Annotated in this window: 21 protein-coding genes and 1 pseudogene; 12 read left to right on the top strand and 10 right to left on the bottom strand. The window is 63.9% G+C overall.

Annotation, left to right across the window (positions count from 1 at the left end; all coding sequences use genetic code 11):
• Window positions 1–130: 130 nt before the first annotated feature.
• A complete protein-coding gene (locus tag ACIGGF_RS02760; protein ID WP_397519921.1) occupies window positions 131–1,456 on the bottom strand; it encodes an MCE family protein in 1,326 nt (441 codons plus the stop codon).
• 132 nt (window positions 1,457–1,588) lie between these two features.
• Between ACIGGF_RS02760 and ACIGGF_RS02755 the strand changes: the two genes are divergently transcribed.
• Window positions 1,589–3,214 carry an FAD-dependent monooxygenase gene (locus ACIGGF_RS02755; protein WP_397519920.1) on the top strand — a complete coding sequence of 542 codons (1,626 nt, stop codon included), beginning with the start codon at window positions 1,589–1,591 and terminating at the stop codon, window positions 3,212–3,214.
• 43 nt (window positions 3,215–3,257) lie between these two features.
• On the opposite strand, the gene ACIGGF_RS02750 is transcribed toward ACIGGF_RS02755, so the two are convergent.
• The 5 genes from ACIGGF_RS02750 to ACIGGF_RS02730 are packed head-to-tail and all read right to left on the bottom strand — an operon-like array spanning window position 3,258 to window position 6,952.
• Complete coding sequence (locus ACIGGF_RS02750) at window positions 3,258–4,016, bottom strand: lysophospholipid acyltransferase family protein (RefSeq protein ID WP_397519919.1); 759 nt, start codon at window positions 4,014–4,016, stop codon at window positions 3,258–3,260.
• Between the two features lie 5 nt (window positions 4,017–4,021).
• Window positions 4,022–4,414, bottom strand: coding sequence for a hypothetical protein (locus tag ACIGGF_RS02745; RefSeq protein ID WP_397519918.1), 393 nt, complete (start codon window positions 4,412–4,414; stop codon window positions 4,022–4,024).
• An 8-nt stretch (window positions 4,415–4,422) separates the two neighbouring features.
• Window positions 4,423–5,559, bottom strand: a complete 1,137-nt coding sequence (locus tag ACIGGF_RS02740) for an NAD(P)/FAD-dependent oxidoreductase (protein WP_397519917.1) — start codon at window positions 5,557–5,559, stop codon at window positions 4,423–4,425.
• Window positions 5,556–5,753: a ferredoxin gene (locus tag ACIGGF_RS02735; protein ID WP_397519916.1), complete on the bottom strand. Its 198-nt coding sequence runs from the start codon at window positions 5,751–5,753 to the stop codon at window positions 5,556–5,558. Before ACIGGF_RS02735 ends, ACIGGF_RS02740 begins: the two co-directional genes overlap by 4 nt.
• Entirely contained in the window at window positions 5,750–6,952 is a 1,203-nt protein-coding gene (locus ACIGGF_RS02730; RefSeq protein WP_397519915.1) for a cytochrome P450, read from the bottom strand. The genes ACIGGF_RS02735 and ACIGGF_RS02730 overlap by 4 nt, the downstream gene beginning before the upstream one ends.
• 162 nt (window positions 6,953–7,114) lie before the next feature.
• On the opposite strand from ACIGGF_RS02730, the gene ACIGGF_RS02725 reads away from it, so the two are divergent.
• The 3 genes from ACIGGF_RS02725 to ACIGGF_RS02715 are packed head-to-tail and all read left to right on the top strand — an operon-like array spanning window position 7,115 to window position 8,515.
• Window positions 7,115–7,780, top strand: a complete 666-nt coding sequence (locus tag ACIGGF_RS02725) for a TetR/AcrR family transcriptional regulator (RefSeq protein WP_397519914.1) — start codon at window positions 7,115–7,117, stop codon at window positions 7,778–7,780.
• A gap of 46 nt (window positions 7,781–7,826) precedes the next feature.
• Window positions 7,827–8,309, top strand: a complete 483-nt coding sequence (locus ACIGGF_RS02720; protein ID WP_397519913.1) for a DUF2975 domain-containing protein — start codon at window positions 7,827–7,829, stop codon at window positions 8,307–8,309.
• Entirely contained in the window at window positions 8,309–8,515 is a 207-nt protein-coding gene (locus ACIGGF_RS02715) for a helix-turn-helix transcriptional regulator (RefSeq protein WP_283311439.1), read from the top strand. Before ACIGGF_RS02720 ends, ACIGGF_RS02715 begins: the two co-directional genes overlap by 1 nt.
• A 12-nt stretch (window positions 8,516–8,527) precedes the next feature.
• Here the strand turns inward: ACIGGF_RS02715 and ACIGGF_RS02710 are convergent, their stop codons facing one another.
• Both ACIGGF_RS02710 and ACIGGF_RS02705 read right to left on the bottom strand, forming a co-directional pair.
• A complete protein-coding gene (locus ACIGGF_RS02710) occupies window positions 8,528–10,870 on the bottom strand; it encodes a transketolase-like TK C-terminal-containing protein (protein ID WP_397519912.1) in 2,343 nt (780 codons plus the stop codon).
• 239 nt (window positions 10,871–11,109) lie between these two features.
• A complete protein-coding gene (locus ACIGGF_RS02705; protein ID WP_397519911.1) occupies window positions 11,110–11,739 on the bottom strand; it encodes a TetR/AcrR family transcriptional regulator in 630 nt (209 codons plus the stop codon).
• 120 nt (window positions 11,740–11,859) lie between these two features.
• On the opposite strand from ACIGGF_RS02705, the gene ACIGGF_RS02700 reads away from it, so the two are divergent.
• The 6 genes and pseudogenes from ACIGGF_RS02700 to ACIGGF_RS02675 form a co-directional block, all read left to right on the top strand.
• Window positions 11,860–12,840, top strand: coding sequence for an SDR family oxidoreductase (locus tag ACIGGF_RS02700; protein ID WP_397519910.1), 981 nt, complete (start codon window positions 11,860–11,862; stop codon window positions 12,838–12,840).
• Window positions 12,837–13,622: an SDR family NAD(P)-dependent oxidoreductase gene (locus tag ACIGGF_RS02695; protein WP_397519909.1), complete on the top strand. Its 786-nt coding sequence runs from the start codon at window positions 12,837–12,839 to the stop codon at window positions 13,620–13,622. The genes ACIGGF_RS02700 and ACIGGF_RS02695 overlap by 4 nt, the downstream gene beginning before the upstream one ends.
• A 12-nt stretch (window positions 13,623–13,634) precedes the next feature.
• A complete protein-coding gene (locus tag ACIGGF_RS02690) occupies window positions 13,635–14,354 on the top strand; it encodes a TetR family transcriptional regulator (protein WP_397519908.1) in 720 nt (239 codons plus the stop codon).
• Between the two features lie 125 nt (window positions 14,355–14,479).
• Window positions 14,480–15,115, top strand: a complete 636-nt coding sequence (locus ACIGGF_RS02685) for a VOC family protein (protein ID WP_397519907.1) — start codon at window positions 14,480–14,482, stop codon at window positions 15,113–15,115.
• 16 nt (window positions 15,116–15,131) lie between these two features.
• Window positions 15,132–16,058, top strand: coding sequence for a fumarylacetoacetate hydrolase family protein (locus tag ACIGGF_RS02680; RefSeq protein WP_397519906.1), 927 nt, complete (start codon window positions 15,132–15,134; stop codon window positions 16,056–16,058).
• Window positions 16,055–17,740, top strand: a pseudogene (locus tag ACIGGF_RS02675) (FAD-dependent monooxygenase); the annotation flags it as partial. The gene ACIGGF_RS02680 and the pseudogene ACIGGF_RS02675, both read left to right, overlap by 4 nt.
• Window positions 17,741–17,773: 33 nt before the next feature.
• Here the strand turns inward: ACIGGF_RS02675 and ACIGGF_RS02670 are convergent.
• Complete coding sequence (locus tag ACIGGF_RS02670) at window positions 17,774–18,625, bottom strand: TspO/MBR family protein (protein ID WP_397520147.1); 852 nt, start codon at window positions 18,623–18,625, stop codon at window positions 17,774–17,776.
• A 29-nt stretch (window positions 18,626–18,654) separates the two neighbouring features.
• On the opposite strand from ACIGGF_RS02670, the gene ACIGGF_RS02665 reads away from it, so the two are divergent.
• A complete protein-coding gene (locus ACIGGF_RS02665; RefSeq protein ID WP_397519905.1) occupies window positions 18,655–19,890 on the top strand; it encodes an alpha/beta hydrolase family protein in 1,236 nt (411 codons plus the stop codon).
• Complete coding sequence (locus ACIGGF_RS02660) at window positions 19,884–20,765, top strand: alpha/beta fold hydrolase (RefSeq protein WP_397519904.1); 882 nt, start codon at window positions 19,884–19,886, stop codon at window positions 20,763–20,765. Before ACIGGF_RS02665 ends, ACIGGF_RS02660 begins: the two co-directional genes overlap by 7 nt.
• A 132-nt stretch (window positions 20,766–20,897) precedes the next feature.
• On the opposite strand, the gene ACIGGF_RS02655 is transcribed toward ACIGGF_RS02660, so the two are convergent.
• Window positions 20,898–22,013, bottom strand: coding sequence for a fused (3R)-hydroxyacyl-ACP dehydratase subunits HadA/HadB (locus ACIGGF_RS02655; RefSeq protein WP_397519903.1), 1,116 nt, complete (start codon window positions 22,011–22,013; stop codon window positions 20,898–20,900).
• Window positions 22,014–22,025: the final 12 nt, after the last annotated feature.

Below are 22,025 nucleotides of genomic sequence, written 5' to 3'. Positions count from 1 at the left end.
ACAACAGACGGCCCGCGGGAACGCGTCATGCATCGGTCCTTCGTCAGCTTCTCGAGTTCGGCTTGCATTGCCGAGTGCACTCGCGCCGCGAACTCCTCGACGCTCTCGTCGGCATCGGGGTGCAGGGGCGCTAGCGAAGTTCGATCTGACTGCCTCGCATGGCAGGCGCACCCAACATCGTTGTCCACGAAGCCATGTCCGACGGCTTCAGTCCCGAACGGTTGGCATAGACCACCGCCAGGGTCTCGCGTTCTACGGTGGAGCCGGCATACGACGCGGGCACAGCTGGAAACGGTCGATTCTGGGCACTGGGTTCGCCGTCACCCTGCGGCCCGGGGTTTCGTGAAGGCACTTGGTAGGCACCGTCGTTGAGGGAGCCGCCGGGATATTGCGGCGCGTTCTCGCCTACCGGAGCGCTCGGTAGGCACCTCGGCGGCCTGTCGTCGAGGAATCGCGGCTCGTCCTGGTTGGGTAGGTACCGCCCCTTGGGGTTCACGAACTCGGCCGTCCCCTGAATCCCGGGAAATTCACTGTCCGTGTCGAGGACTTCGGGAATCTGCGGAATGATCGCAACGATCTGGTCGAGGAAGCACTCGACGGTGGGGATGTACTCCTCGATGGTTTCGAGCCCCTCCCGGGAATCCGCTGCCAGGCTGATGATGTCGTCGGAATTGGCGGCCAGGAAGTCCGCCGTGGTCGAACTGCCCGAGTTCAGAGACGCGATCAGCGTGTCGACGGCCGGCCGTCGTTCGACGACCGTGTTGCCGGTGCTCCGGAAGTTGTCCAACGCGCTCACCAACGACGGAAGCGCGTCGGAGTACGTTTCGGCGAGGTCGGCGACGCCGCGAATATCGTCCTGCAGAGCCGGCATCTCGGCGTTCACCTGCTCGAAGATGTTCTCGAGGCGGTCGATCGTGCTACCGATCTGCTCGCCTTTCCCGGACAGACCTTGGGCGAGGGCACCGAGGGTGCTGGCCAGGTCTTGCGGAGGGATCGCTTCGAGCAAGGGCTGTAGGCCGTCGAGGAGTACTCCTACCTCGATGGCGTTGCCGCTGACGTCCTGCTGGAGCACGGATCCATCCACGACCGGATTCACGGGGCCCACAGGAACATTCAAGGCGACATAACGCTCACCGAACAAGGTCTTCGGCAGCAGACGCGCGGTGGTGTTCGTGGAGATCATCGGAGCGAACGACGGTGTGATGGCCAGATGCGCGACGACAGCTCCATCGCGAACAGAGGTCGAATCGACATGCCCCACCAGAACCCCACGCACCTTGACGTCTGCGCGGAGCGGCAACGAATTGCCTGCGGAGTTCAACACCACCTCGACGTCCACAGCATCGTCGAATGTTCCGTCGTACCTGGTGACGGACCATCCGACGAACACTGCCAGCAGGACGAAGAACGCTGCCCCGAGCGGAACGGTCGTCGTGCGTCGGCGTGCCTCAATCATGACGAGGTGGTGCGGTCTGAGTGATTCATGCCATACTCCTTTGGGATTGACGGTATCGTCACGCATGGCGGTACCGTCAGTCAAGTACTGCAGCCCCCGAGCTTCGGGCTCACCCCTACTTCGAGGAACCACATGACCAGCAACAACGGTGGCACCAGCCCTGCACTCGACGTGGATGTCGTCATCATCGGGTTCGGTCCCACCGGTGCCACCGCAGCGAACCTCCTGGGCCAGCGCGGCATCCGGGCGGCCATCGTGGAGCGCGATATCTCCATCTACCCGCGCCAACGCGCGATCGCGTCGGACGAGGATGCGCACCGGGTGTGGCAGGGGCTCGGATTGTTCGACGAGATGCTGGCCACGATGTCGTCGGATGTGCGGGTGCATTTCAAGAACGGAGATCGAACGTTCCTGTCGATGACGTCGTCGCAGAGTCACGGGCAGGGTGTGCCCGGAATGTGCTACTACCATCAGCCCGAGCTCGAACGTGTTCTGCGACAGGGGATCGAGCGCTTTCCCACCGTCACCGTCATGCCGGGATACGACGCTATCGATCTGACGCAGGACGAGGAATCCGCGACCGTCACCCTTCGCCCTGCCGACGGCGGACCGTATCGGCAGATCACCGGTCGCTACGTGATCGCCTGCGACGGCGGTTCCAGCTCCATCCGCAAACTGCTCGAAATCTCGTTGCCCGGCAAACACATCGAGGAACCATGGTTCGATATCCAGCTTCGCGCCTGGTACGACCTACCGGTCGACGCCCCGCTGGACTTCACTTTCATTTCCAACCCACATCGCCCCGGCGTCGACTGCCCGTGCCCCATGGGATACCACCGCGTCGAATTCAGAGTGAACAAGGGCGAAACCGTCGAGCAGCTGCAAACCGAGGAGGGCCTACGCGGCCTGCTCGCAGAACGCGGCATCGACTACGACCAGGTCGAGATCTACCGAAGCTGGGGGTACACCTTCCACATCCGGCAGGCCGAGCAGTGGAGCAAGGGACGAGTGTTTCTCGCGGGGGACGCCGCGCACATCATGCCGCCCTTCGCCGGGCAAGGAGTCTCGTCCGGGGTGCGTGACGTCGCCAATCTGTGCTGGAAGCTCGACGCCGTACTCAATGCGCAGGCCGACCCGGGCCTGTTGGATACCTACGAGCCAGAACGCCGCCCGAACGTCATCAAGCTGACCGCATTCTCGCTGCGCATCGGCAAGCTGGTCATGCTCGGCAACCCTGCTGCGGTGCGTCTGCGCGACAACGTCATTCGAGCAGCCATGAAGGCGCCCGCCCTTGGGCGGTTGATCACGACGAACGGACTCAAGCCCCGCTACGAATTGGGTACGAAGGGCGGCTTCTTCGCCCCCACCGCCCGTCTACGCAGTCCTCGCGGCACCTTCGTTCGGCAGCCCTGGGTGGTGGGTTCCGATCTTGCCCCGGTCAGACTGGATACGATCCTGGACAACAGCTGGACCTGGATCGGATTTCCTTCCGCGCCTATTCCGCGCCAGCTCGCCGAGGCCGGCGTGCGCGAGGTGAAACTCGAATACGCCTCTGCCGTAGCGACTCACAACGTCCAGCCAGGGCACTACGTGGACAGCGAAGGCGTAGTGGCGCGCCAGATGCGCAAGTCTCGCGCGAACGGACTTCTGGTTCGCCCCGACAGGTTCATCTACGGCAGTGATCGCGACATCACGGCAGACGACTACCAGCGCGTGGCGTCGGCAGTCGGACGTGCGCGACTACTGAAGTCCGTCTAGTCCGGTCAGGGAGGCCGTTATCGGATGATGTCGCATTCGAGCGTCATCCGATGACCGGCCGTCGGCCCTTCGTCAGCTTCTCGAGTTCGGCTTGCATTGCCGAGTGCACTCGCGCTGCGAACTCCTCGGCGCTCTCGTCGGCATCGGGGTGCAGGGGCGCGAGCACCGAGGTCTCGAGTTTGGTGGGAAGTGGCAGGTACGGAAGAAGTCCGACCATACCGAGATTGATGCCCCACGGAATGGACACGGACAGCGGAAACGTTTTGAGCCGCAGCACTTTGTCCAACCTCAGCGCCTTCGCCAATCGCTTTCCGCTGCCGAGGACCAGCAGCGACTCGCCCGCCCCTGCCGTGACGACGGGGACCACCGGCACCCCCGCCTCGATCGCCAAGCGGGCGAACCCGGTACGCCCCGAGAAGAGTATTTCGTTGCGATGACGCCACGACTTGAGTGCATCGACGTCGCCGCCCGGAAACACCAGAACATTGCTGCCGTCCGCAAAGGCGTCCAAGGCTGTTTGCCGACCGGCCGGCCTGGCACCGAAGGGCTCGATCAACTTCTCCGCATGCAGCGTCCACGCGATTTGGTGCGTGAGTGTAATCAGTTCGCGGTCGATACCGAGCTCGTCGTACGCTGCCGCGAAGGCGAACACGTTGAGGTCGACGATTCCGCCGAACCCGTGGTTGGCGACGAACAACACCGGCGTGTCCGGAACCGGTTGCGCCACCGTGACGTTAAGCCTGTTGTAGAAGCGAACGGCATTGATGCTTGCCGCGCGAAGAACACGCGCGATGTTGTCCACCCGTATTACCGGTCCAGTTGGAGGTCGGCCAGCGCGCCGGCGATCACGAAGCCTCCGGCGATGGCGCAGCCGGCTGTTCTCGTTCGTTGCGGCAGGTGAGCGGTGAGAGCGAACGCCGCGGTGTCCCAGACGTCGACGGCCACGCCTGCGCGCAGCAGTGTGCGCACCGCCTTCGGGGCATATCGAGTTGCTGCGTACAGGCCGCCGCCGATGTAGATCTCACGAATACCGAAGGTGCGAGCCGCAGCTCGTGTGGTCGCCACCGCGGCATCGGGACCGGCGAGGAGCTCGTTGGCGCGAGTGGGTGCCACCATGTGGGCGATGCCGATCGCGGCGCGAGCGAGCCCGACCGCCTCGGGGAGACGTCGAGCCAGGCCGGACGCAGAGCCGAAAGCCATGAGATTCCTTACGTAGTGGGAACAGCGTTGTTGCGAGCGAGTTTTCGAAGAAGACCGACGGCCTTCTTGATGCCGAAGGCAACGATGGTCGTACGACCGTCGTCGTGGTCCCATTGCAGCAGAGCCGATCCGTCGTCGACGGACCCTTCGAGAACGGTGGGCTCCCCCTGTAGTGGAAGCGGACCGACGACCTTGATGGACAGGCCCAGAATTTCGGTCCAGAAGTAGTCGTCGGTGGGCGCACACTTGGGCTCGAGGCCGAGTGCAGATGCCGCCGCAACCTTGCCCTGCGCGACGGCATTGGACCAGAACGGGGCTCGACCGGAACCCGAATAAGCAACGTCACCCGCGGCGAATACATCGGGAAGTGCTGTGGTGCAGCGCTCGTCGATGGCCACGCCACGATCGTCGGCGATCCCGGTGCCACGCAACCACTCGGTTTCGGGGACATCACCGGCGCAGGTGACCACCAGATCGGCGTCGAGGGAACGGCCCCCGAACTCGATCCCGGTGACGGGGTCACCCCTCAACGTGACCGGGCTGTCCGCGCGGAGAAACTCGACCGACGCAGCCTCGGCCCGGGCGGTGATGGCGTCGGACAGGAAGGGGCCCAGTAGCCGTTGTAACGGAGGGTCGACGTCCACGACGGTGACCGCGATTCCGCGAGAGACGCACGCACTCGCAACCTCCATGCCGAGGAAGCCGGCACCGACGACGATAGCCCTCTGCGCCGCATCGAGTTTCGGGCGCAGAGTACGGACATCGTCGAAGGTTCGCAGTACCGTCTCACCCGTTTGCCCCGGCGCGGCAATGCGACGTGCGGCCGCTCCGGTGGCGACGATCAAACGATCGTACGGGACTTCGTTACCGGCACCAGTAGTGACGATGTGCCTCTCGGTATCCACCGATACGGCACGATCATCGATCGTCTCGATGCCGAGGTCCGACAGATCCCACGTTTCCGCCTCGACGGCTTCGCCTTTGAGCACATGCTTCGACAGCGGCGGCCGCGCATAGCAACCATCGGCATCGGCTCCGATCATCGTCAGTGGGCCGTCGTGTCCGCGTGCCCGTAGTTCGCGGACCGCGGTGCACGCGGCTATGGAGTCTCCGACGACGACGATCCTGGTGTCGAGAGAGCTCACGCCTGTTCTCTCAGCGCCGCAACCGGACACACACCGACCGCAGACCGGGCCGAGGCCGCAAGGTCGTCGGGAATGTCGTTGCCGTCGTAGGCATAGTGCAGTTCGCCCTCGTCATCGAGGCTGAACACCTTGGGTGCCTGCTCGGCGCAGATGCCGTGGCCCTCGCACCGATCCCAATCGACGTCGATCCTCATGCCTGTGTCCCTTCTGCTGCCACCAATGTCAGGGGCAACTTTTCGTATCGATGAATGACGTTGTTGACAGCTCGCACGGGAGTTCCTGCGGGCACAAACTTCTCGACCCGCTGCGCCAGCACCCGGAGCATCGTCTGAGCCTCCAGTCGGGCAAGCCCCTGACCTGCACAGCCGTGCACGCCGGAACCGAAGCCGAGCTGACGCGACGCGTCACGACTGATGTCGAACTCGTCGGGCCGATCCCATTCACGCTGATCGCGATTCGCCGACGCGTAGACCACCAGTACGCGAGCGCCTCGCGGAATTCGTGATCCGTCGATCTCCACGTCACGGACAGCTCGACGCGAGAACGCCCTGATCGGCGACTCGTATCGAACTACCTCGTTGATCGCATTGGGGATGAGGTCCGGGTCGCGACGAATTGCCTGCCACTGCTCGGGGTGCCGCGCGAACAGATCGAGGGCACCGGAAATCGCTCCGATGGTGGTGTCGAGCGAGGGACCGAGATAGTCGATCATCAGAGCTGGGCATGCCGACTTCTGAATCTTGTTGTCGTCGGCGGCCTTCAGAACGTCGTCGCCCATGCTCCCGGGCAGCACCGATCGTTCTCGGACCACGCGCCGGGAGAACGACAGCATCTCGGCAGCACCCTTCATCGCGGTGACAGAATGCTTGTTGACCGGACCGAGCGAGTCGAATGTCGCTCCTGCCCATCGAAGTAAGTCCTCGCGGCCGTCCTCCGGCCACCCGACGAGGTCGGGCACGATCGACATCGGAAGCGCCGTCGCGAGATCGTCCACGCCGTCGACGAATCGTTTGCTCAGCGCCGCGTCGACCACGCTCTCGGCCTTCTCCTCCACAGCCGCTTTCATCTTGCGCACGGCCTTCGGGGTGAGGCGGTGAGCCAAGACCCCACGCTTGGTCGAGTGGTCCTCGCCATCACTGTGGATGGTCGTTCCGCGGCCGAGTCGGTTGGCCACCGGATTGAGTGCGACGCCGTCGCCCGAGATGAACGTCTCGTCGTCGAGCAACACTGCCTTGCAGTCCGCGTAGCGGGAGACGGCGAACACCTGCTGACGCGGCAGCCACACCACCGGGCCGAGGGCACGCAGCCGGGCGTAGTGGGGATACGGATCGAGAATCGCATCGGTCGAGTACAGGTCGGTGCGGTACTGCGGGATCGTCGCGTTCGTTGTCATGAGGTCCTTCGGTGCCGCTGGGGGTGTCGAGTCATCCCGCTTTCACAGGAGAATGACGATATCGTCACCCATCGGCGGGCCGTTCGTCAAGTTTTTTGACGAATTCGTCATCATTGATTCGCGATAGGCTGCCCTCACTGACCCACAGAGCAGGAGCAGATCGTGACCGAAGGCAACCGCGTCGAGCGCCGAAAGGCACGCACCAGAGCTGCGCTGATCCGGGCCGCTCAAGGGTTGCTCGCCAGTGGTAACACGAACGCACCGGTCCTCGAGATCACCCAGGCCGCCGATGTCAGCAACGGATCGTTCTACAACTACTTCGAGAGCAAGGAAGAGCTGTGGCAGGCGGCCATCGATTCGGCTCTCGAATCCGTCGGCGACTACCTCGATTCGCTCACTGTCGGCTTCGACGATCCGGTCGAGAAGTTCACACAGTCCTTCAGATTGTCTGGCCGCCTCTTCCGCCTCGAACCGCAACTGAGCCGCGTATTGCTGAACTCCGAGGCTGCCGCGTTCGCTGCGGCCGGAGGCCTGGCACCGAGGTCGCGTCGTGACATCGAATCGGCCGTTGCGCAAGGCAGATTCGACGTCGACGACCCGGATCTCGCCCTCGCGATAGTGGCAGGTTCACTGCTGTCGATGGGGCGACTGCTGCTCGCACAACCCGATCGCGACGAAGAAGCAACGGTCGACGGCACCACGGAGCGAGTGCTGCGCGCACTCGGCATTTCGGCCGCCGAAGCTCGAACACTGTGCAGCAGCGCCCTACCCGCGTCCTACGGCGTCGACGTCCATGCGGTCGTCGACCCGGGCAATTCGGCCCGCTGACTTTCAATCTATTGACTTTCGATAGATAGCTGTCGATACTCGTTACATGTTGAGTGGATATCGAGCGGTCGTTCTGCTGTTGCGTCTGTTTCTCGCGGCCCTGTTCGCGGTACTGGTGCTGATGCAAGTCATGTCGTTACCCGGGCAGTTCGCGCACATGGCTCAGGAGTCTCCCGAATCCGCGTACTTGCGATGGCCATTGACCGTCGTGTCGATCTTCTGGGTGCTGTGCATCCAGGTGGTGGTGGTCGCGACGTGGAAGTTGCTGACGATGGTGAACCGAAATGCCATCTTCACCCGCGCCTCCCTGGTGTGGGTCGACACGATCACGTGGTCGATCGTCGCGGCCTGGGTGGTGCTGGTCGGCGTGTTCCTCTTCGTCGGATTCGGTGCGGACGACCCAGGCCTGCCGCTGTTGCTGTTCCTGCTCGTCGTCATCGTGGCCGTCGCAGCGCTGTTGATGGTCGTCATGCGGACCTTGCTCCGGCAGGCCACCGAACTGCGAACCGACATGGATGCAGTCATCTGATGGCGATCGTCGTGCGCATCGATGTCCAGTTGGCCAAGCAGAAGATGAGCGTCGGCGAGTTCGCCGAACGCGTTGGGTTGACGCCGGCCAACATCGCAGTCCTCAAGAACGGACGAGCAAAAGCGGTGCGGCTGAGCACACTCGACGCGATGTGCCGAGTGCTGCAGTGCCAACCCGGCGACCTACTCGAATGGGTGGACGAATGAACACCCGCGGCTTTACTGACCGGTGACGTCCAGTGCGGCACCGACGATCGAATCGGTGTCGATGTGGTGGTGCTTGTACACCTCGTCCAACGATCCCACCTGACCGAAGTTGCTCACGCCCAACGACGTCGACGCCACCCGGTTCACGTTCGCCAGGAACGCCAACGTGTGCGGATGGCCGTCGAGCACGGTCACCATCGGTGTCGCGCGATCGGCCGGCAGCAGCTGATCGAGAATCCACGACTCAGCGTCGCCGTGCCCCTGCCGCGCCTGAACGGCGCGGTAGAGCTGGCCCGGGCTGGTGATGCACAGGACGTCCGCGACAATTCCGATCTGCTCCAAACGCGCTGCGGCATCGAGTGCTTCGGACATCAGCGCGCCCATCGCCGCGATCGTGACGGTCGCGCCGTCGCGCCGGACGAGCGGGTAACCACCGGCCACCACCTGCTTTCGCCTACGTTCGCGGGCCGCTGGATCGCTGGGCACGTCGGCCAACGTCTGATCCACCGGACGAGTCGACAGGCGCAGGTATGCCGAGGTGCCATCGGGACGACCCAGCTTGGCGATGCTGGCGAGCAGCGTCCACTCGACGTCGATCGCGAATGCCGGCTCGTACGAGATGCACCCGGGCTGCTCCAGGCCTATCGACGGTGTCTTGATCGATTGGTGCGCACCACCTTCCGCGGCCAGCGTCACACCTGAGGGGGTACCGACCAGAATCGACTGGCCGCCGGCGTAGATGCCGTACGACCAGGGCTCGAGGGCTCGTTCGACGAACGGGTCGTACATCACCCCGATCGGGAACAATGGCTCGCCCCACCGACTCCACGTGGCACCCAATTCGCCCATCAGACCCACCAGATTGGTCTCTGCGATACCGAGTTCGATGTGCTGACCGGTAGGGCCCTCACGCCAGTGCATGATGGTTTCGGCGTCGTCGTTGAACCAGTCGTGCCGCTCGGACGAAGACCACACGCCCACCTTGTTGACCCAACCACCGAGATTGGTGGTCGAACTGACGTCGGGGCTGACCGTGACGACCCGTCGCGCCGCATCGGGTGCCTCGCGAGTGAGGTCGATCAGGGTGCGGCCGAGGGCCGCCTGCGTCGTGGCCGTGCCCTTGGGCGTGCGGCCGATGTCGGTGGGAACCGCCGGTGGTGCCGCGACCGGCACCGACTCGCGCCGCAGCCGATCGGCGACGTCGCGGCACAGCTGCCCGGCCGCGGAGGCGTCGTCGAACCGGCCCCAGGGCGAGCTGACATCGGTGCCGAGAGTGTCTGCCAGAGTTGAGTATTCCTCGATGGTCAACAGTGAAGAGTGATTCTGCGGATGGCCTTGGGTGGGCAGCCCGAAGCCCTTGACCGTGTAGGCGATGATCACCGTGGGGCGAGTGTCGTCGATCTGCGCGTAGGCCTCGCGCAGCGCATCGAGATCGTGTCCACCGAGGTTGCGTATCGATTCGGTGAGCATCACGTCGTCGAGGTCGCCGATAAGTTCGGTGATCGCAGCAGCATCGGAACCGTTGCCGGGCAGTCTTTTACGCAATTCGGAGGCCGAGCAGCGCAGGAGCCGCTGATACTCGGGATTGGGCATGTCGAGGATGCGTCGCCGCAAGGCGTCACCGCCGGTGCGCGCGAACAGGTCTTCGAGCAAACGACCGAAGCGGACCGTGATGACCTGCCAGCCTGCGGCGTCGAACATCTTCTCGAGGCGACGCGCAGCGATGTTCGGTACCACCCGGTCGAGCGACTGGCGGTTCAGGTCGACGATCCAGACGATCTCGCCCAACTCACCGATGCCGGGATCGATGACGGCCTCCCACACGGCACCCTCGTCGAGCTCGGCATCTCCGACGAGCGAATACTGCCGTCCACGAAAGGTGTCGGAGGCGTCTGCGGAGAATGCCGAGTCCACGAAGCGTCGCGACATCGCGCCCCAAATGGGTGCCGTCGCACCGATACCCACCGATCCCGTCGAGTAGTCGACGGTGTCGGGATCCTTGGCGCGCGACGGGTAGGACTGCAGGCCGCCGTACGAGCGCAGCGTCGTCAAGTATTTTTCGTCCAGCTCACCGAGAAGGTAGTTGATGGCGTGCAGCACCGGCGACGCGTGCGGTTTGACCGACACCCTGTCGCCTGCCTGGAGCTGCTCGAACCACAACGACGTCATGATGGTGACCATCGATGCGCACGACGCCTGGTGCCCGCCCACCTTCAGTCCGGTCGGATTGGGTCGAATTCGGTTGGCGTGGTGGATCATCGACGTCGACAGCCACAGCACCCGCTCCGAGATGTCGTGCAGAGTTTCGCGCCCACCGGTGGCCGAATCGTCTGTGGTCGAGCTGAGGCTGGTCATGGCCGGAGACTCCTGAAGTTGGCGACGAAAGAGTGCATCGAGTGGAAGTGGCGGGACCGGATAGGGCCCCGTCACTCCATGAGGCAAGCGTTCGGATTGCGAAGCGCCGAGTCAGTCGCGTCTGTGATGCAACCGGCGTCAGTCGACCAGAACTTCTACCGACTGCGCAATAGAAGCCGCGCACATTGAACAATGTGCGCAATTTCTGGGCATGGGAGTGCATATTCTGGTCTACCTGATCACTCGGACCCGGAACCTCGACGGGTTGCCGAATCGATGACGGCCTCGAACGCGTCGACGATCAACGCGACCGACTCGTCCAGATCGAGGTCCGCTGTCTCGAAGAACGCATCGGCCGTTCGGTCCAGGAAGCCCGTCCACCCCGAAATCGCGACACCGACCAGCGGCGGCAACGGATCCGGAAGTTCGGCCAAGACCGCAACCTGGCGCTCCCCCTCGGCGCGTGCCTGTCGAAGGGCACTCTCGACGCCGGCCTGGCCGAACTCCTCCTCGCGCACCACCCGCAGGTAGAGCGCACGGTGATCTCGCAGAAACTCGATGTGCCGTCGGACGAAACCCTCCAGCCTCATTCTGACCGTTTGCTCCTCGGGCTGCGGACCCTGCGCATCGGCCAACTTGCCCAGAACGTCGGCCAAAGCGGCCTCCACCAAGCCCTGTTTGTCGGTGAAGTAGTAGAAGAGCAAGCCATGAGCCACACCGGCTCTGCGCGAAATGGCCGCCGCACTGATATCCGCACTGGCACCTTCGGAGATCAACTCGATTGCCGCGTCGATCAGCGCCTGACGACGATCGCGGCGGGGGCGAGCGCGCCGAGACTGGTCTGCATCGTCGAGTTCTTTCGATGGCACCGTCCGAGACTAATGCAGATCGAGTGCACCTTTCACGCTCACCTCTTGCGTTATCTGCATTCACTATGCATTAATTGCAAATGAGCCGGAACTCGCCGCGCTCACCCCAGAGGAGGTCCGATGATCACAGTGACCAGCGCCGCGGGCGGAGTGGGACGGTTGCTCGTCCGGCAACTGGCCGCACAGAACGCACCTGTCCGCGCCGTCGTGAAGAACGAGAGCCAGGCTGCGACCACTCGGCGAGACGGTGCCACCGAGGTGGTCGTGGGTGATCTGCGGTCGACCGAAACCTTGGACACCGCGATGTCGGGTGCCGACGTCATCTACCACGCCGCACCGACGCAGGTGATCGACGAGCGGCCCATCATCGAACACCTGATCGCGTCGGCCCCGTCGAAGGGGCTGAAGCACATCGTGTTTCATTCCGTCATCCATCCGAATCTGCATCAGCTGACGCACCATCACCAGAAGGACATTGCCGAAGGGCTGCTCCGGGAGAGCGGGTTTCCCACCACGATTCTCAGGCCGTCGCACTACATGCAGAACTACCTCGAGGTGTGGGAGTTCCTGCAGGCAGGCGTCATGCCGTACCCGGTCTCACCGGACAGCGTCATGGGCGTCGTCGACCTCGCCGACGTTGCCGAGGCCGCGGCGAAGGTGCTGATCGACCCGTCGCCCCACACCGGTAAGACCTACGATCTGTCCACGGTGGAACTCACCCGGCACCAGATGGCCGAGATTTGGGCGCGGGTGTTGGGGCATCCTGTGACGGCCATCCGGATTCCGCCCTCGGCGCTGACGAACTCGCTCGATGCACTGCCGGCAATCCCCGCCGTCATCGGTCACGCCGTGCGATCGACGAAGCTGAATTCGCTCGCGCATATCGTTCGCGGCGCGCAGGCCGCGTCGAACCCCCGAGACATGAAGAACTGGCCAGATGATGCACGTCAGGCATACCGAACGATGATGACCCACTACGACGGCCATGGCCTCCCGGCGGGTGACCTGTCGGTTCTTCCGTCACTGCTCGGCCGAACGCCTACTTCGTACGAGGATTTCGCGCGTCGCTCCAGTGCCGAGTTCGGGTACTCGAACCGATGAGCCGCACAGCTTCTCGTTACAGCCCGTCCCGCGCGCTGATCACCGGCGCCAGCTCCGGAATCGGCGCCGAGTTCGCACGAGCACTCGCCGCCCGCGGCACCGATCTGGTGCTCGTCGCCCGCCGGGAAGATCGCCTGACGGCGCTGGCGAACGAGCTCGAATCGGCCCACGGTGTGCGCTGTCGAACCGTGCCCTGGGACCTGTCCGAGTCGGCCAGTGGTCGCCGACTGCGTGAGATCGTCCCCGAGCACATCGACCTCGTCGTCAACAACGCCGGCTTCGCCGTGCAGGGACCGTTCGCCGACGGTGACGCAGACGACTTCGAGCGTCTCGTCGCCGTCGACATCCGGGCCGTCGTGGACATCTGCTCGGCTTTTCTACCCGACATGATCGCCCGCAGGGCCGGCACCATCGTCAATGTCGCCAGCACGACGGCGTTTCAGCCGGTCCCGACACTGGCGGTGTACGCGGCTGCGAAGGCATTCGTGCTGAGTTTCAGCCAGTCACTGTGGTACGAATCGGCTCGCCACGGAGTCAGAGTGTTCGCACTCAACCCCGGCCCGACCCACACCGAATTCTTCGACGTGATCGGCGACTCCGCCACGGCCACCGGCACCTACCAGACGCCCGCCGAGGTCGTTGCCACTGCGATGCGCACGCTCGACGCCAAACGGTCCCGGCCACATGTGATTTCGGGTCGTCGCAACTCACTGCAGGCAGCGATGGTGGGCATCGTCCCCGCACGAGTGCTCCTGCCCGCCCTCGCGCGCATGCTCCACTAGACTGTCACGATCATGGCCAGGGTCTCGAGATTCACACTCGCCGATCGCCGACAAGCGGTGGCACGCGCATTCGGGGGATCGGAGAGCCCAGCAGCCGTGGCCACGGACTTGGGCATCCACACCACAACGCTGTACCGGTGGGCCGGGTCGTCGACCACGGACGAACCCGGACCCGCACGGGTGCGACTCGTCGAAGCCACCCAGGAACTGCTTCGACACGCAGACTACGCAGACATCACGATCGAAAGTGTCGCTGCCCGATGCGGTCTCGCCCCCCGAACTGCCTTCCATCATTTCCCCAACAAACGCCAACTGTTTCAGGCCGCCGTCGACGACGCGGCCGCCGTTCTGATCGAGCGCATCCGTGAACGGTCACAGGACGCCGACTGGCCGGACACCCCGCTCGAGCAGCTACGGACATTTCTCCGAATAGCCGCCGAGAGCATCTATGCCACGCCGCGGACACATGTCCTGTTCCGCAACCTCGGAGTCCCGAAATCCGAAGGCACGGCAGAGCGGTGGCACGACAGTTTCGTCGATGCCATCACCGAATTGCTCCGCGCCGCCCACAACCAAGGCCAGATCGACAACACGACCGACCTGCCCGCCGCAGCCAAGCTGGTCACCGGTGCCATGCGCGGCATCCACACCGCAGTGTTCGACGGAGCAGATACCGGCACCGCGCTCGAGCTCGTCGCGAGGGTCCACCTCCTCGTTCCACCGCGTCACTGACGTCTGTGCCCACCGATCACGGCCCTCGACACCCAAATTTCGTTGACCGTCAGTCAAATTCTTGACTGACAGTCAAACGGCATTTAACCTGGGTCACACCTCCGATCGCGACGAAAGGTCGATTCATGAGCGCAGCGGACGATGCAACCACGATCCAGACGCAACGGGTCGCGCCCGACTACATCGCGCATTGGGTCGTCAAATCTGCGCGTACCGAGGAGATGGTCCGCTGGTACGGCACGGTCTTCGGTGCCGAGATTGCCTACCAAGATGACGAGATCACGTTCCTGACCTGGGACGACGAATCGCATCGATTGGCGATCATCGCCGTACCGAAGCCGGTGAAGTTCCTGTTCCCCTTCGCCAAGCTGCGCCGCAAGGCATACGGCATCGACCACATCGCGCTGACGTTCCGTTCCTTGGAACGCCTGTTGGAGAATTACGTGCGGCTCAAGCGACAGGGCATCCTTCCGGTGTGGGCCATCAATCACGGGCCCACGATCTCGCTGTACTACGAGGACCCCGACGGTGTTCGGCTCGAGTTCCAGGTGGAGAACTTCGACCCCGACCACACCGCGGCCTTCTTCTTCACCGACGAATTCGCACGCAATCCCATCGGCGTCAACATCGACCCCGACTACCTCCTCAGCCGACTCCGCAACGGAGCGACCCACGAGGAACTACGGCAGCGTGAGGCTGGAACCAGGCCCGGCAGGCCGGTGATCGCGAACAAGAAGACCATCACACCGAAAACTCTGTAGGGGGAGACCGAACAGCATGCCCATCAACATCATTCGAACCACGGACGGTTGGTGGCGTCTCAACGGCGACCAGGCCGTCAGGATCGACACCGACGCTGCGACAACCCGCGAGCTACTGGGCGACCGCACGGCCATCGACGCCGCCTCGGGACCCGGGACGAACGTCGCCGAGCTCGAGCTCGTCTCACCCATCACCGCACCGTGCCGCATGGTAGCGCAGTTGCTCAATTACCGCTCGCACGCGATCGACGCCGGCTCGGACCCGAAGACCCTGCAACCGACCTTCTTTCGTAAGTCGTCCGCCTCGATCAGTGGCCCGAACGATCCCATCAGGCAGCCGCCGGAGGTGGCGCTGCTCGACTACGAGATCGAGCTGGGTGTGGTGGTCGGTGCCGACATCCCCATCGGAACCACGGTCACCGACGACAATCTCGCGTCGTACGTTGCGGGCTTCGTCGTCGCCAACGACGTCTCGGCCCGGGAGATCCAGCTGACGAAAGTGCAAGTGTACGAGAGTAAGTCGTATCCCACCTTCACTCCCCTCGGCCCTCGCTTGGTGTTGCTCGACAACGACGAACTGCGTCGACTTCCGGAGCTGCGAATGACACTGGCGGTCAACGGCGAGACTCGTCAGGATCAGACCATCGGCGACGACCTCATCACCCCTCCCGCCGAGGCCTTCACCAGGCTGGCCCGTTTTCAGAACATGACTGCGGGCGACGTCTTGCTGACCGGAACGCCGATCGGCACCGCAATCTCGGCCCCGCCCAAAGCGATTCAGAAGATCGGCGAGCTCATTCCACCGGCGTTGAAGTGGAAATTCTTCTTCGCGCGTCAGGCCAAGAACCCGAAGTACCTCTCGGTCGACGACGTGGTCACTGCCACCATCCGCACCGCGGACGGGTCGATCGATCTGGGAACTCAGGAGACCATCGTCCGATGAGCGCACCGATCGTCATCATCGGTGCCGGCCCGGCAGGCACCACCGCAGCGCTTCTGCTGGCACGCAGGGGTATTCGCACCGTATTGCTCGAGCGTCGACGGAGCCCGCTGTTCCATCCGGCAGCTCACGTCATCAATGCTCGAACGCTGGAGATCTGGAACGAGTACAGCCCCGAATTGGCCAAGTCGATTGCGGCGATGTCGCCTCCGCACGAACAGGTCAATCTGATCAGCTGGTACGGCGACCTGGCCGGCGACGCGATCGGGTCGATCGATCTGCTGTCCGATCCCGGCCGCAAGGCGATTGTCGAAAGCCAGAGCCCGTACATGGTCTCGCACATCGGCCAGCACATTCTGATGCCCGCCCTGTGGGATGCAGTCGACGCGGAACCCCTGATCGATTTCCGACGCGGCGTCAGCGTGGAATCGGTCGAGTCGAACTCCGACGAGGCTCATGTCATGTTCAAGTCCGTCACGGGCGACGTCTGCGACCTGAATGCGTCGTACGTACTGGCATGCGACGGAGCCAACAGCGCCACTCGCGACGCAGCCGGGATCTCGCTGACCGGCCCGGTGCTCGCCAACATGGGTAGCGCGTTCTTCACCTCGACAACACTGTTTCCCGACGACGCGCGCCCGCTACTCAGTTGGATCTACACCCCGGACCTGTGCGGAGTGCTCATCTCCCATGCGGATAACCGCTACATCCTGATGACGGCCTATCTGCACCCTGCGCAGGAGATCGCCAAGAACGGCCGTCGGTTCTGGGAGAAGACACTGCCGAAGGTGCTGGGCATCAACGATTTCGAGCTCGAATCGACGGGCACGTGGGTGATGACCTCGCAGACTGCCGATTGCTTCCGCCGCGGCCGATTGTTGTTGCTGGGCGATGCCGCGCACCGCTTTCCGCACACCGGTGGCTTCGGGCTCAACTCCGGCGTCCAAGATGCCCACAACCTGGCGTGGAAACTCGAGGCCGTGCTCTCGGGCGCAGCCGGCCCTGCGCTACTGGACACGTACGACACGGAGCGCCGACCCGTGGTCGAGAAGTTCGCCGAACAGAGCGTCGCCAACCACTTCCGCATGGACGACATCGGCAAGCGAGTGGGCATCACCAATGCCATGCTGGCCAAGGCAACTCAGGCCATGGGGCGTGCACCATTGAACAAGATCCCGGGCCGACTGATCGCGCCCATCGCGGCCGCGGCGACCCGCAAGCAGATGAGCCGATCCCGCAGCCTGCGTCCGGACGCCCCCGGGTCGACGGAACTACGTGCCGAAATCGCGGCGGCAATCCCACTGCAGTTGGAGCATTTCGTCTCCACCGGTCTGCAATTCGGCTACCTGTACGACAGTCCGCTCATTGCCCAGGACGCGTCGACGAAGCCGGCCGAGGACGTCGTCGACTACGTGCCCACCACCTACCCCGGTGCTCGAATGCCGCACGCTCTGCTCTCCGTCGACGGCCAACTGATGTCACCACACGACGCCTTGGACCCGAACATGCTGACGCTCTTCACCTTCGACGGTTCCGCCTGGGCGTCAGCCGTAAAGAGTGCGCGTGATGCGCACCCGGGTGTGGCGCTGGTCGTGATGAACGCACCCGTCGGCGTCGATCGGGCCGAGTTGATAGACCTGTTCGAGGTGGGCGAATCGGGAGCAGTTCTGGTGCGTCCCGACGGTCACGTCGCGTGGCGTGCCACAGACTCGCGGACGTCACTGCCCGAGTTCCTGCGTACGTGGACGAGCTACTACGGCGGCGACGGTCTGACGGCCCGTCGCCTGCTGCGACCTCACTCTGATTCCCACCGTCGCCACGGCGACGACTGCCGCCGCGAGCACCGCAGCCCAGCCGACCGTGGTGTTCGTCAGCTCGCCTGTGAGACGCCCCTGGGCCAGCCAGCCGAGTCCCCAGACGATGGCGAGCATGGGAGCGATCGCCCCGCCCGAATAGCGCGCAAGGGTCACACCGACGAGCGCTGCGACGACAAGCACGACGACTGCCCACGTGGTCGCGGCATCGGTGACTCCGAGATCCACCAACCATGCCGAAACGTTGGCGATGGTGGCCACGCACACCCAGCCCAGATAGAGGCCGAAGGTGCCGTCGGTGATCACCGCATCGGCGACGCTCTCGGGCGGGCGTTGTTGCAACAACACGAACACGCGCACGAGCGCAGCCAGCAAGGCCACGATGACGACGACACTCAGCCACACCTGCCCGAGCTGAATCGCGAGAATCCACGCCGGATTGAGCAACATCGACGCGATGATCGGTAACCGCAGGGCGTCGTGACGCGTCGTACGCCCGGGCAGGAATTGCCAGACGGCATAGACGATCAGCCCGGTGTAGATGACCGACCAGATGGAGAACGCGGGACCTGCGGGTGCCACCAGCGTCGAGGTTGCACTCAGCGCCCCGCCGGCCGCCTCGGCAATGGGGGTGCCGATCCACGCGCCGGATCCGAGAAATGAGACGACGACAGCAACGACCGCACTGACTACGACACCGATTTTCACAGCTGAGTTGATCCCCGTTCGGCGTCCGGTGCAAACACGAATGCCCATCCCCGCCGCACTCTGGTAGACACGCGGGAGTGAATGTCACTGGGGGACCCATCCGAGTTCGACGCGCAGGAACAGTTCTGGTCGCGGCGGCGTGCTCTCTGACCGCGCTCGTCGGGTGCAGTTCCGAGCCCGCTACCAGTCCCGCAACTGCTCCGGCAAGCGCCGGTACGGCCACTGCACCGGCCCCCGAGTACAACCTGACGGGTGTGCCGGGCACCGTTCTCGCTTCCGAGGACTTCGGTGCCCGCTCCACCGAGCTCACCGCCACGGGTGCCACGTTGTATCGCTTCGTGTACGAATCGACCTCGGGTGTCGACGGTTCCCAGACAGCGGTCTCGGGTGTGGCCGCCGTTCCGCCAGGCATCGCACCCGCGGGAGGCTGGCCGATCGTCGTCTACGGGCACGGCACCACCGGCGTGCAGGCCGACTGCGGACCCACCCTGTATCCGGATCTGCTCGGTTACCAATTCGCGGTGCAGGACTTCACCGAGCTCGGGTACGTCACCGTGCTTCCTGACTATCAGGGCCTGGGTGTCGGCGGTGGGACGCACCCGTACCTGGAACCACGCACCGCCGGCAACAACATGATCGACGCCGCCCGCGCAGCGCACACCGCACTGCCCGAGGTATCCACTCGCTGGGCCGCGGTCGGCTTGTCGCAGGGAGGCCAAGCCGCCTGGGCGGCAAACGAACTCGCCTCGTCGTACGGTCTGGGACTCGATCTCGTCGGATCGGTGGCACTGTCACCGCCGACCGACCTGACACCGCTGGTCCGATCCGGCATGGACGGAACCCTCACCGATCCCCAGAAGGAGCTGTTGCCGTATCTGCTGTACGGCGCACAGCACGTGGACCCGTCGATCGATCCGAAGGATTACAGCGGCAGCGTTGCCGAGGCCAACAACGAGCTGCTGCTCACCTGCCAGGGCGGAGACACCGAGGCCAAGGAGCGGGCTGTTCAAGCAATGGCCCCCGACGAGTTCGCCGCCGACTCGATCGAATCCGAGCAGAGGCTGCTCGACACCATCGGACGCTACACACTCCCGCAAGTGCGATCCGAGACGCCGATGTTCGTGGCCTACGGCGCGAAAGACGACATCGTGTTGCCCCAGTGGACCCGCGAGGGCGTCGAAAGGGCATGTGCCCTGGGCGATTCGATCGTCGCGCAGGAACAACCCGAGCAAGGCCACGACGTCAGCGACGAAGCCGCCATGCAGTTCCTGGCCGCAGTGTTCGCCGGCCAGTCGGTGCCCAGTACATGCTGACAACGTCGGGAAGGATCAACGAATACACCCACGAGGGACTGGTGTTCGACGTCCTCGACCAGGGACCTCTGGACGGTCCGGTTGTGTTGCTGCTGCACGGTTTTCCCGAGCGAGCATCATCGTGGTCTGCAGTGATGTCCATTCTGAACGACGCCGGATTCCGCACCATTGCACCGGATCAGCGTGGATACTCACCGTGCGCCCGGCCGAGACGGCGTCGTGACTATCGCGTCGACACTCTGGTAGACGACGTCGTCGAGCTCATCGAAACGATCGGCCGCCCAGTGCATCTGACGGGACACGACTGGGGAGCGATGGTCGCGTGGGTCACCGCGGGCCGACGCCCCGACCTGGTGTCGTCACTGACGGCGTTCTCGGTTCCGCACCCCGGCTCGTTCTTGACGGCGATGCTCACCTCGAAGCAAATACTGCACTCCTGGTACTTCGCATTCTTTCAACTACCGATACTGCCCGAGAAATGGATGGCGCGCCCCGGCCGCAGAGCCGAAAAGTGGTACGAGAACAGCGGAATGAGTACCGACGATCTGGAGCGCACGCGCACGGACATCGTCGAGTACGGAGCGCTTCCCTTCTCGGTGAACTGGTACCGCGGAATGCCGTTCTCGAACCCGGGCATCGGCCGCCTGCGCATCACCGTCCCAACCTCGATGGTGTGGAGTGATGGCGACACCTTCATCGCACGATCTGCCATAGAGGGAACGCAACGCTTCGTCGATGCGGCATACACACTGACCGTCTTGCCCGGCATCTCGCATTGGATTCCCACACAGGCGTCCAGAGTTGCTGCCGCGGCCATCCTGACCAACGCCGAACTCGCAGTTACACAGAGCTCCGGGGCCGAATCGTCTGCATAACTGCGAGCTCGTGAGATGGACGATGAACTCGACACATCTACGCCCCTCGTCGGAATCCGCGCCCCTTTATGCGGTGCAGATTCCGAACCGGGGCGTAGATCCCGACACCCGAACACATCGGCCGCAACAGGCTCAGGCCAGCTGCACCGTTGCCGTCGCGCGGTGACCGAAGATTCGCTTGCCCTCGAATGTCGCGCCGATGGAGATCACTGCAGTACGCGTCGCCTCGTCCTTCGACTTGATCTTGCCGCTGAAGACGATGTCGGCGGGCTTGTGGGTGTCCACCGGAATGGGGGTGGTGAAGCGAACGGTGTAATCCTTGACGGCACCCGGATCACCGAGCCATTCGCTGATGTATCCGCCGCCGACACCCATGGTGAGCATGCCGTGCGCCAGGACGTTCTCGAGGTCGATCATCTTGGCGAACTTCTCGTCCCAGTGAATGGGGTTCGCGTCACCGGCGACGCCGGCGTAGTTCACCAGATCACCGCGGGTCAGACGCACTGTGCGCGTGGGCAACTCGTCGCCGACGTTGACCTCGTCGAACTTCTGCGTCGGCTGCCCGCGGTACTCCTCGACGATGAGGGGCTCGTGCTCCTGCGGGGTGGACAGCGTGTCGTGCTCACTGCCGGCAGCGGCAGCGGCATCCATCGACACTCCGTGCATCACCAGGTTGCGGGCGGCATCGGCGATGGCCGGATCGATTTCACCGGACCGCCCGACGAGCAGGGTGGTGTACGTGGTCTGCACCAGTTCGTTCTTCTGGTTGGACACGACGTTCTTGTTAACCATCATGTCTCGACCCATGACGGTCTTGAACGAGTCGAGGGAGACGTCGCACGTCAGCTGATCGCCGGCCAGGATGGGCTTCTGGAAAACCAACACCTGGTCGGTCTGGAGAATCTGGCTCAGGTCGTAGCCCTCGGCGATGGACTCGAGGAGCTTCTTCTGCGCGAGGGTTCCGACCAAGGACATGAATGTCAGAGGTGCAACAAGAGCGTGGTGACCCAGCGCAGCGGCGGCCTCGCCGTCCCAGTGGGCGGGGTGGAAGTCCTGGACGGCGCGAGCGTACTCACGAATCTTCTCGCGACCCACCTCGTAGTAGTCCTCGGTGCGGTAGTGATAACCGACCATGCTCCGCGCGTGTTCTGCCGGGTCGAATGTCTGCCCGTCAGTCGTTACCGCGCCGGACTCCGCTACCTGCTCTGCCACTGTTGACCCACCGTCTCGTGCCCTGCTGTTCGTCATTACCGAAAGAAA

This window comes from Rhodococcus sp. NPDC078407 (assembly GCF_044542515.1).
GTDB lineage: Bacteria > Actinomycetota > Actinomycetes > Mycobacteriales > Mycobacteriaceae > Rhodococcoides.
The sequence above is the reverse complement of the archived record's forward strand: the minus strand, read 5'-3'. Positions and strand labels throughout refer to the sequence as shown.

Excerpts from the sequence above, each read along its gene's own strand:
- ACIGGF_RS02755 (WP_397519920.1), top strand. The coding sequence starts at position 1,589 with ATGACCAGCAACAACGGTGGCACCAGCCCTGCACTCGACGTGGATGTC.
- ACIGGF_RS02660 (WP_397519904.1), top strand. The coding sequence starts at position 19,884 with ATGCTGACAACGTCGGGAAGGATCAACGAATACACCCACGAGGGACTG.
- ACIGGF_RS02680 (WP_397519906.1), top strand. The coding sequence starts at position 15,132 with ATGCCCATCAACATCATTCGAACCACGGACGGTTGGTGGCGTCTCAAC.
- ACIGGF_RS02685 (WP_397519907.1), top strand. The coding sequence starts at position 14,480 with ATGAGCGCAGCGGACGATGCAACCACGATCCAGACGCAACGGGTCGCG.
- ACIGGF_RS02715 (WP_283311439.1), top strand. The coding sequence starts at position 8,309 with ATGGCGATCGTCGTGCGCATCGATGTCCAGTTGGCCAAGCAGAAGATG.
- ACIGGF_RS02695 (WP_397519909.1), top strand. The coding sequence starts at position 12,837 with ATGAGCCGCACAGCTTCTCGTTACAGCCCGTCCCGCGCGCTGATCACC.
- ACIGGF_RS02700 (WP_397519910.1), top strand. The coding sequence starts at position 11,860 with ATGATCACAGTGACCAGCGCCGCGGGCGGAGTGGGACGGTTGCTCGTC.
- ACIGGF_RS02720 (WP_397519913.1), top strand. The coding sequence starts at position 7,827 with ATGTTGAGTGGATATCGAGCGGTCGTTCTGCTGTTGCGTCTGTTTCTC.
- ACIGGF_RS02655 (WP_397519903.1), bottom strand. The coding sequence starts at position 22,013 with ATGACGAACAGCAGGGCACGAGACGGTGGGTCAACAGTGGCAGAGCAG.
- ACIGGF_RS02760 (WP_397519921.1), bottom strand. The coding sequence starts at position 1,456 with ATGATTGAGGCACGCCGACGCACGACGACCGTTCCGCTCGGGGCAGCG.
- ACIGGF_RS02745 (WP_397519918.1), bottom strand. The coding sequence starts at position 4,414 with ATGGCTTTCGGCTCTGCGTCCGGCCTGGCTCGACGTCTCCCCGAGGCG.
- ACIGGF_RS02710 (WP_397519912.1), bottom strand. The coding sequence starts at position 10,870 with ATGACCAGCCTCAGCTCGACCACAGACGATTCGGCCACCGGTGGGCGC.
- ACIGGF_RS02735 (WP_397519916.1), bottom strand. The coding sequence starts at position 5,753 with ATGAGGATCGACGTCGATTGGGATCGGTGCGAGGGCCACGGCATCTGC.
- ACIGGF_RS02690 (WP_397519908.1), top strand. The coding sequence starts at position 13,635 with ATGGCCAGGGTCTCGAGATTCACACTCGCCGATCGCCGACAAGCGGTG.
- ACIGGF_RS02730 (WP_397519915.1), bottom strand. The coding sequence starts at position 6,952 with ATGACAACGAACGCGACGATCCCGCAGTACCGCACCGACCTGTACTCG.
- ACIGGF_RS02670 (WP_397520147.1), bottom strand. The coding sequence starts at position 18,625 with ATGGGCATTCGTGTTTGCACCGGACGCCGAACGGGGATCAACTCAGCT.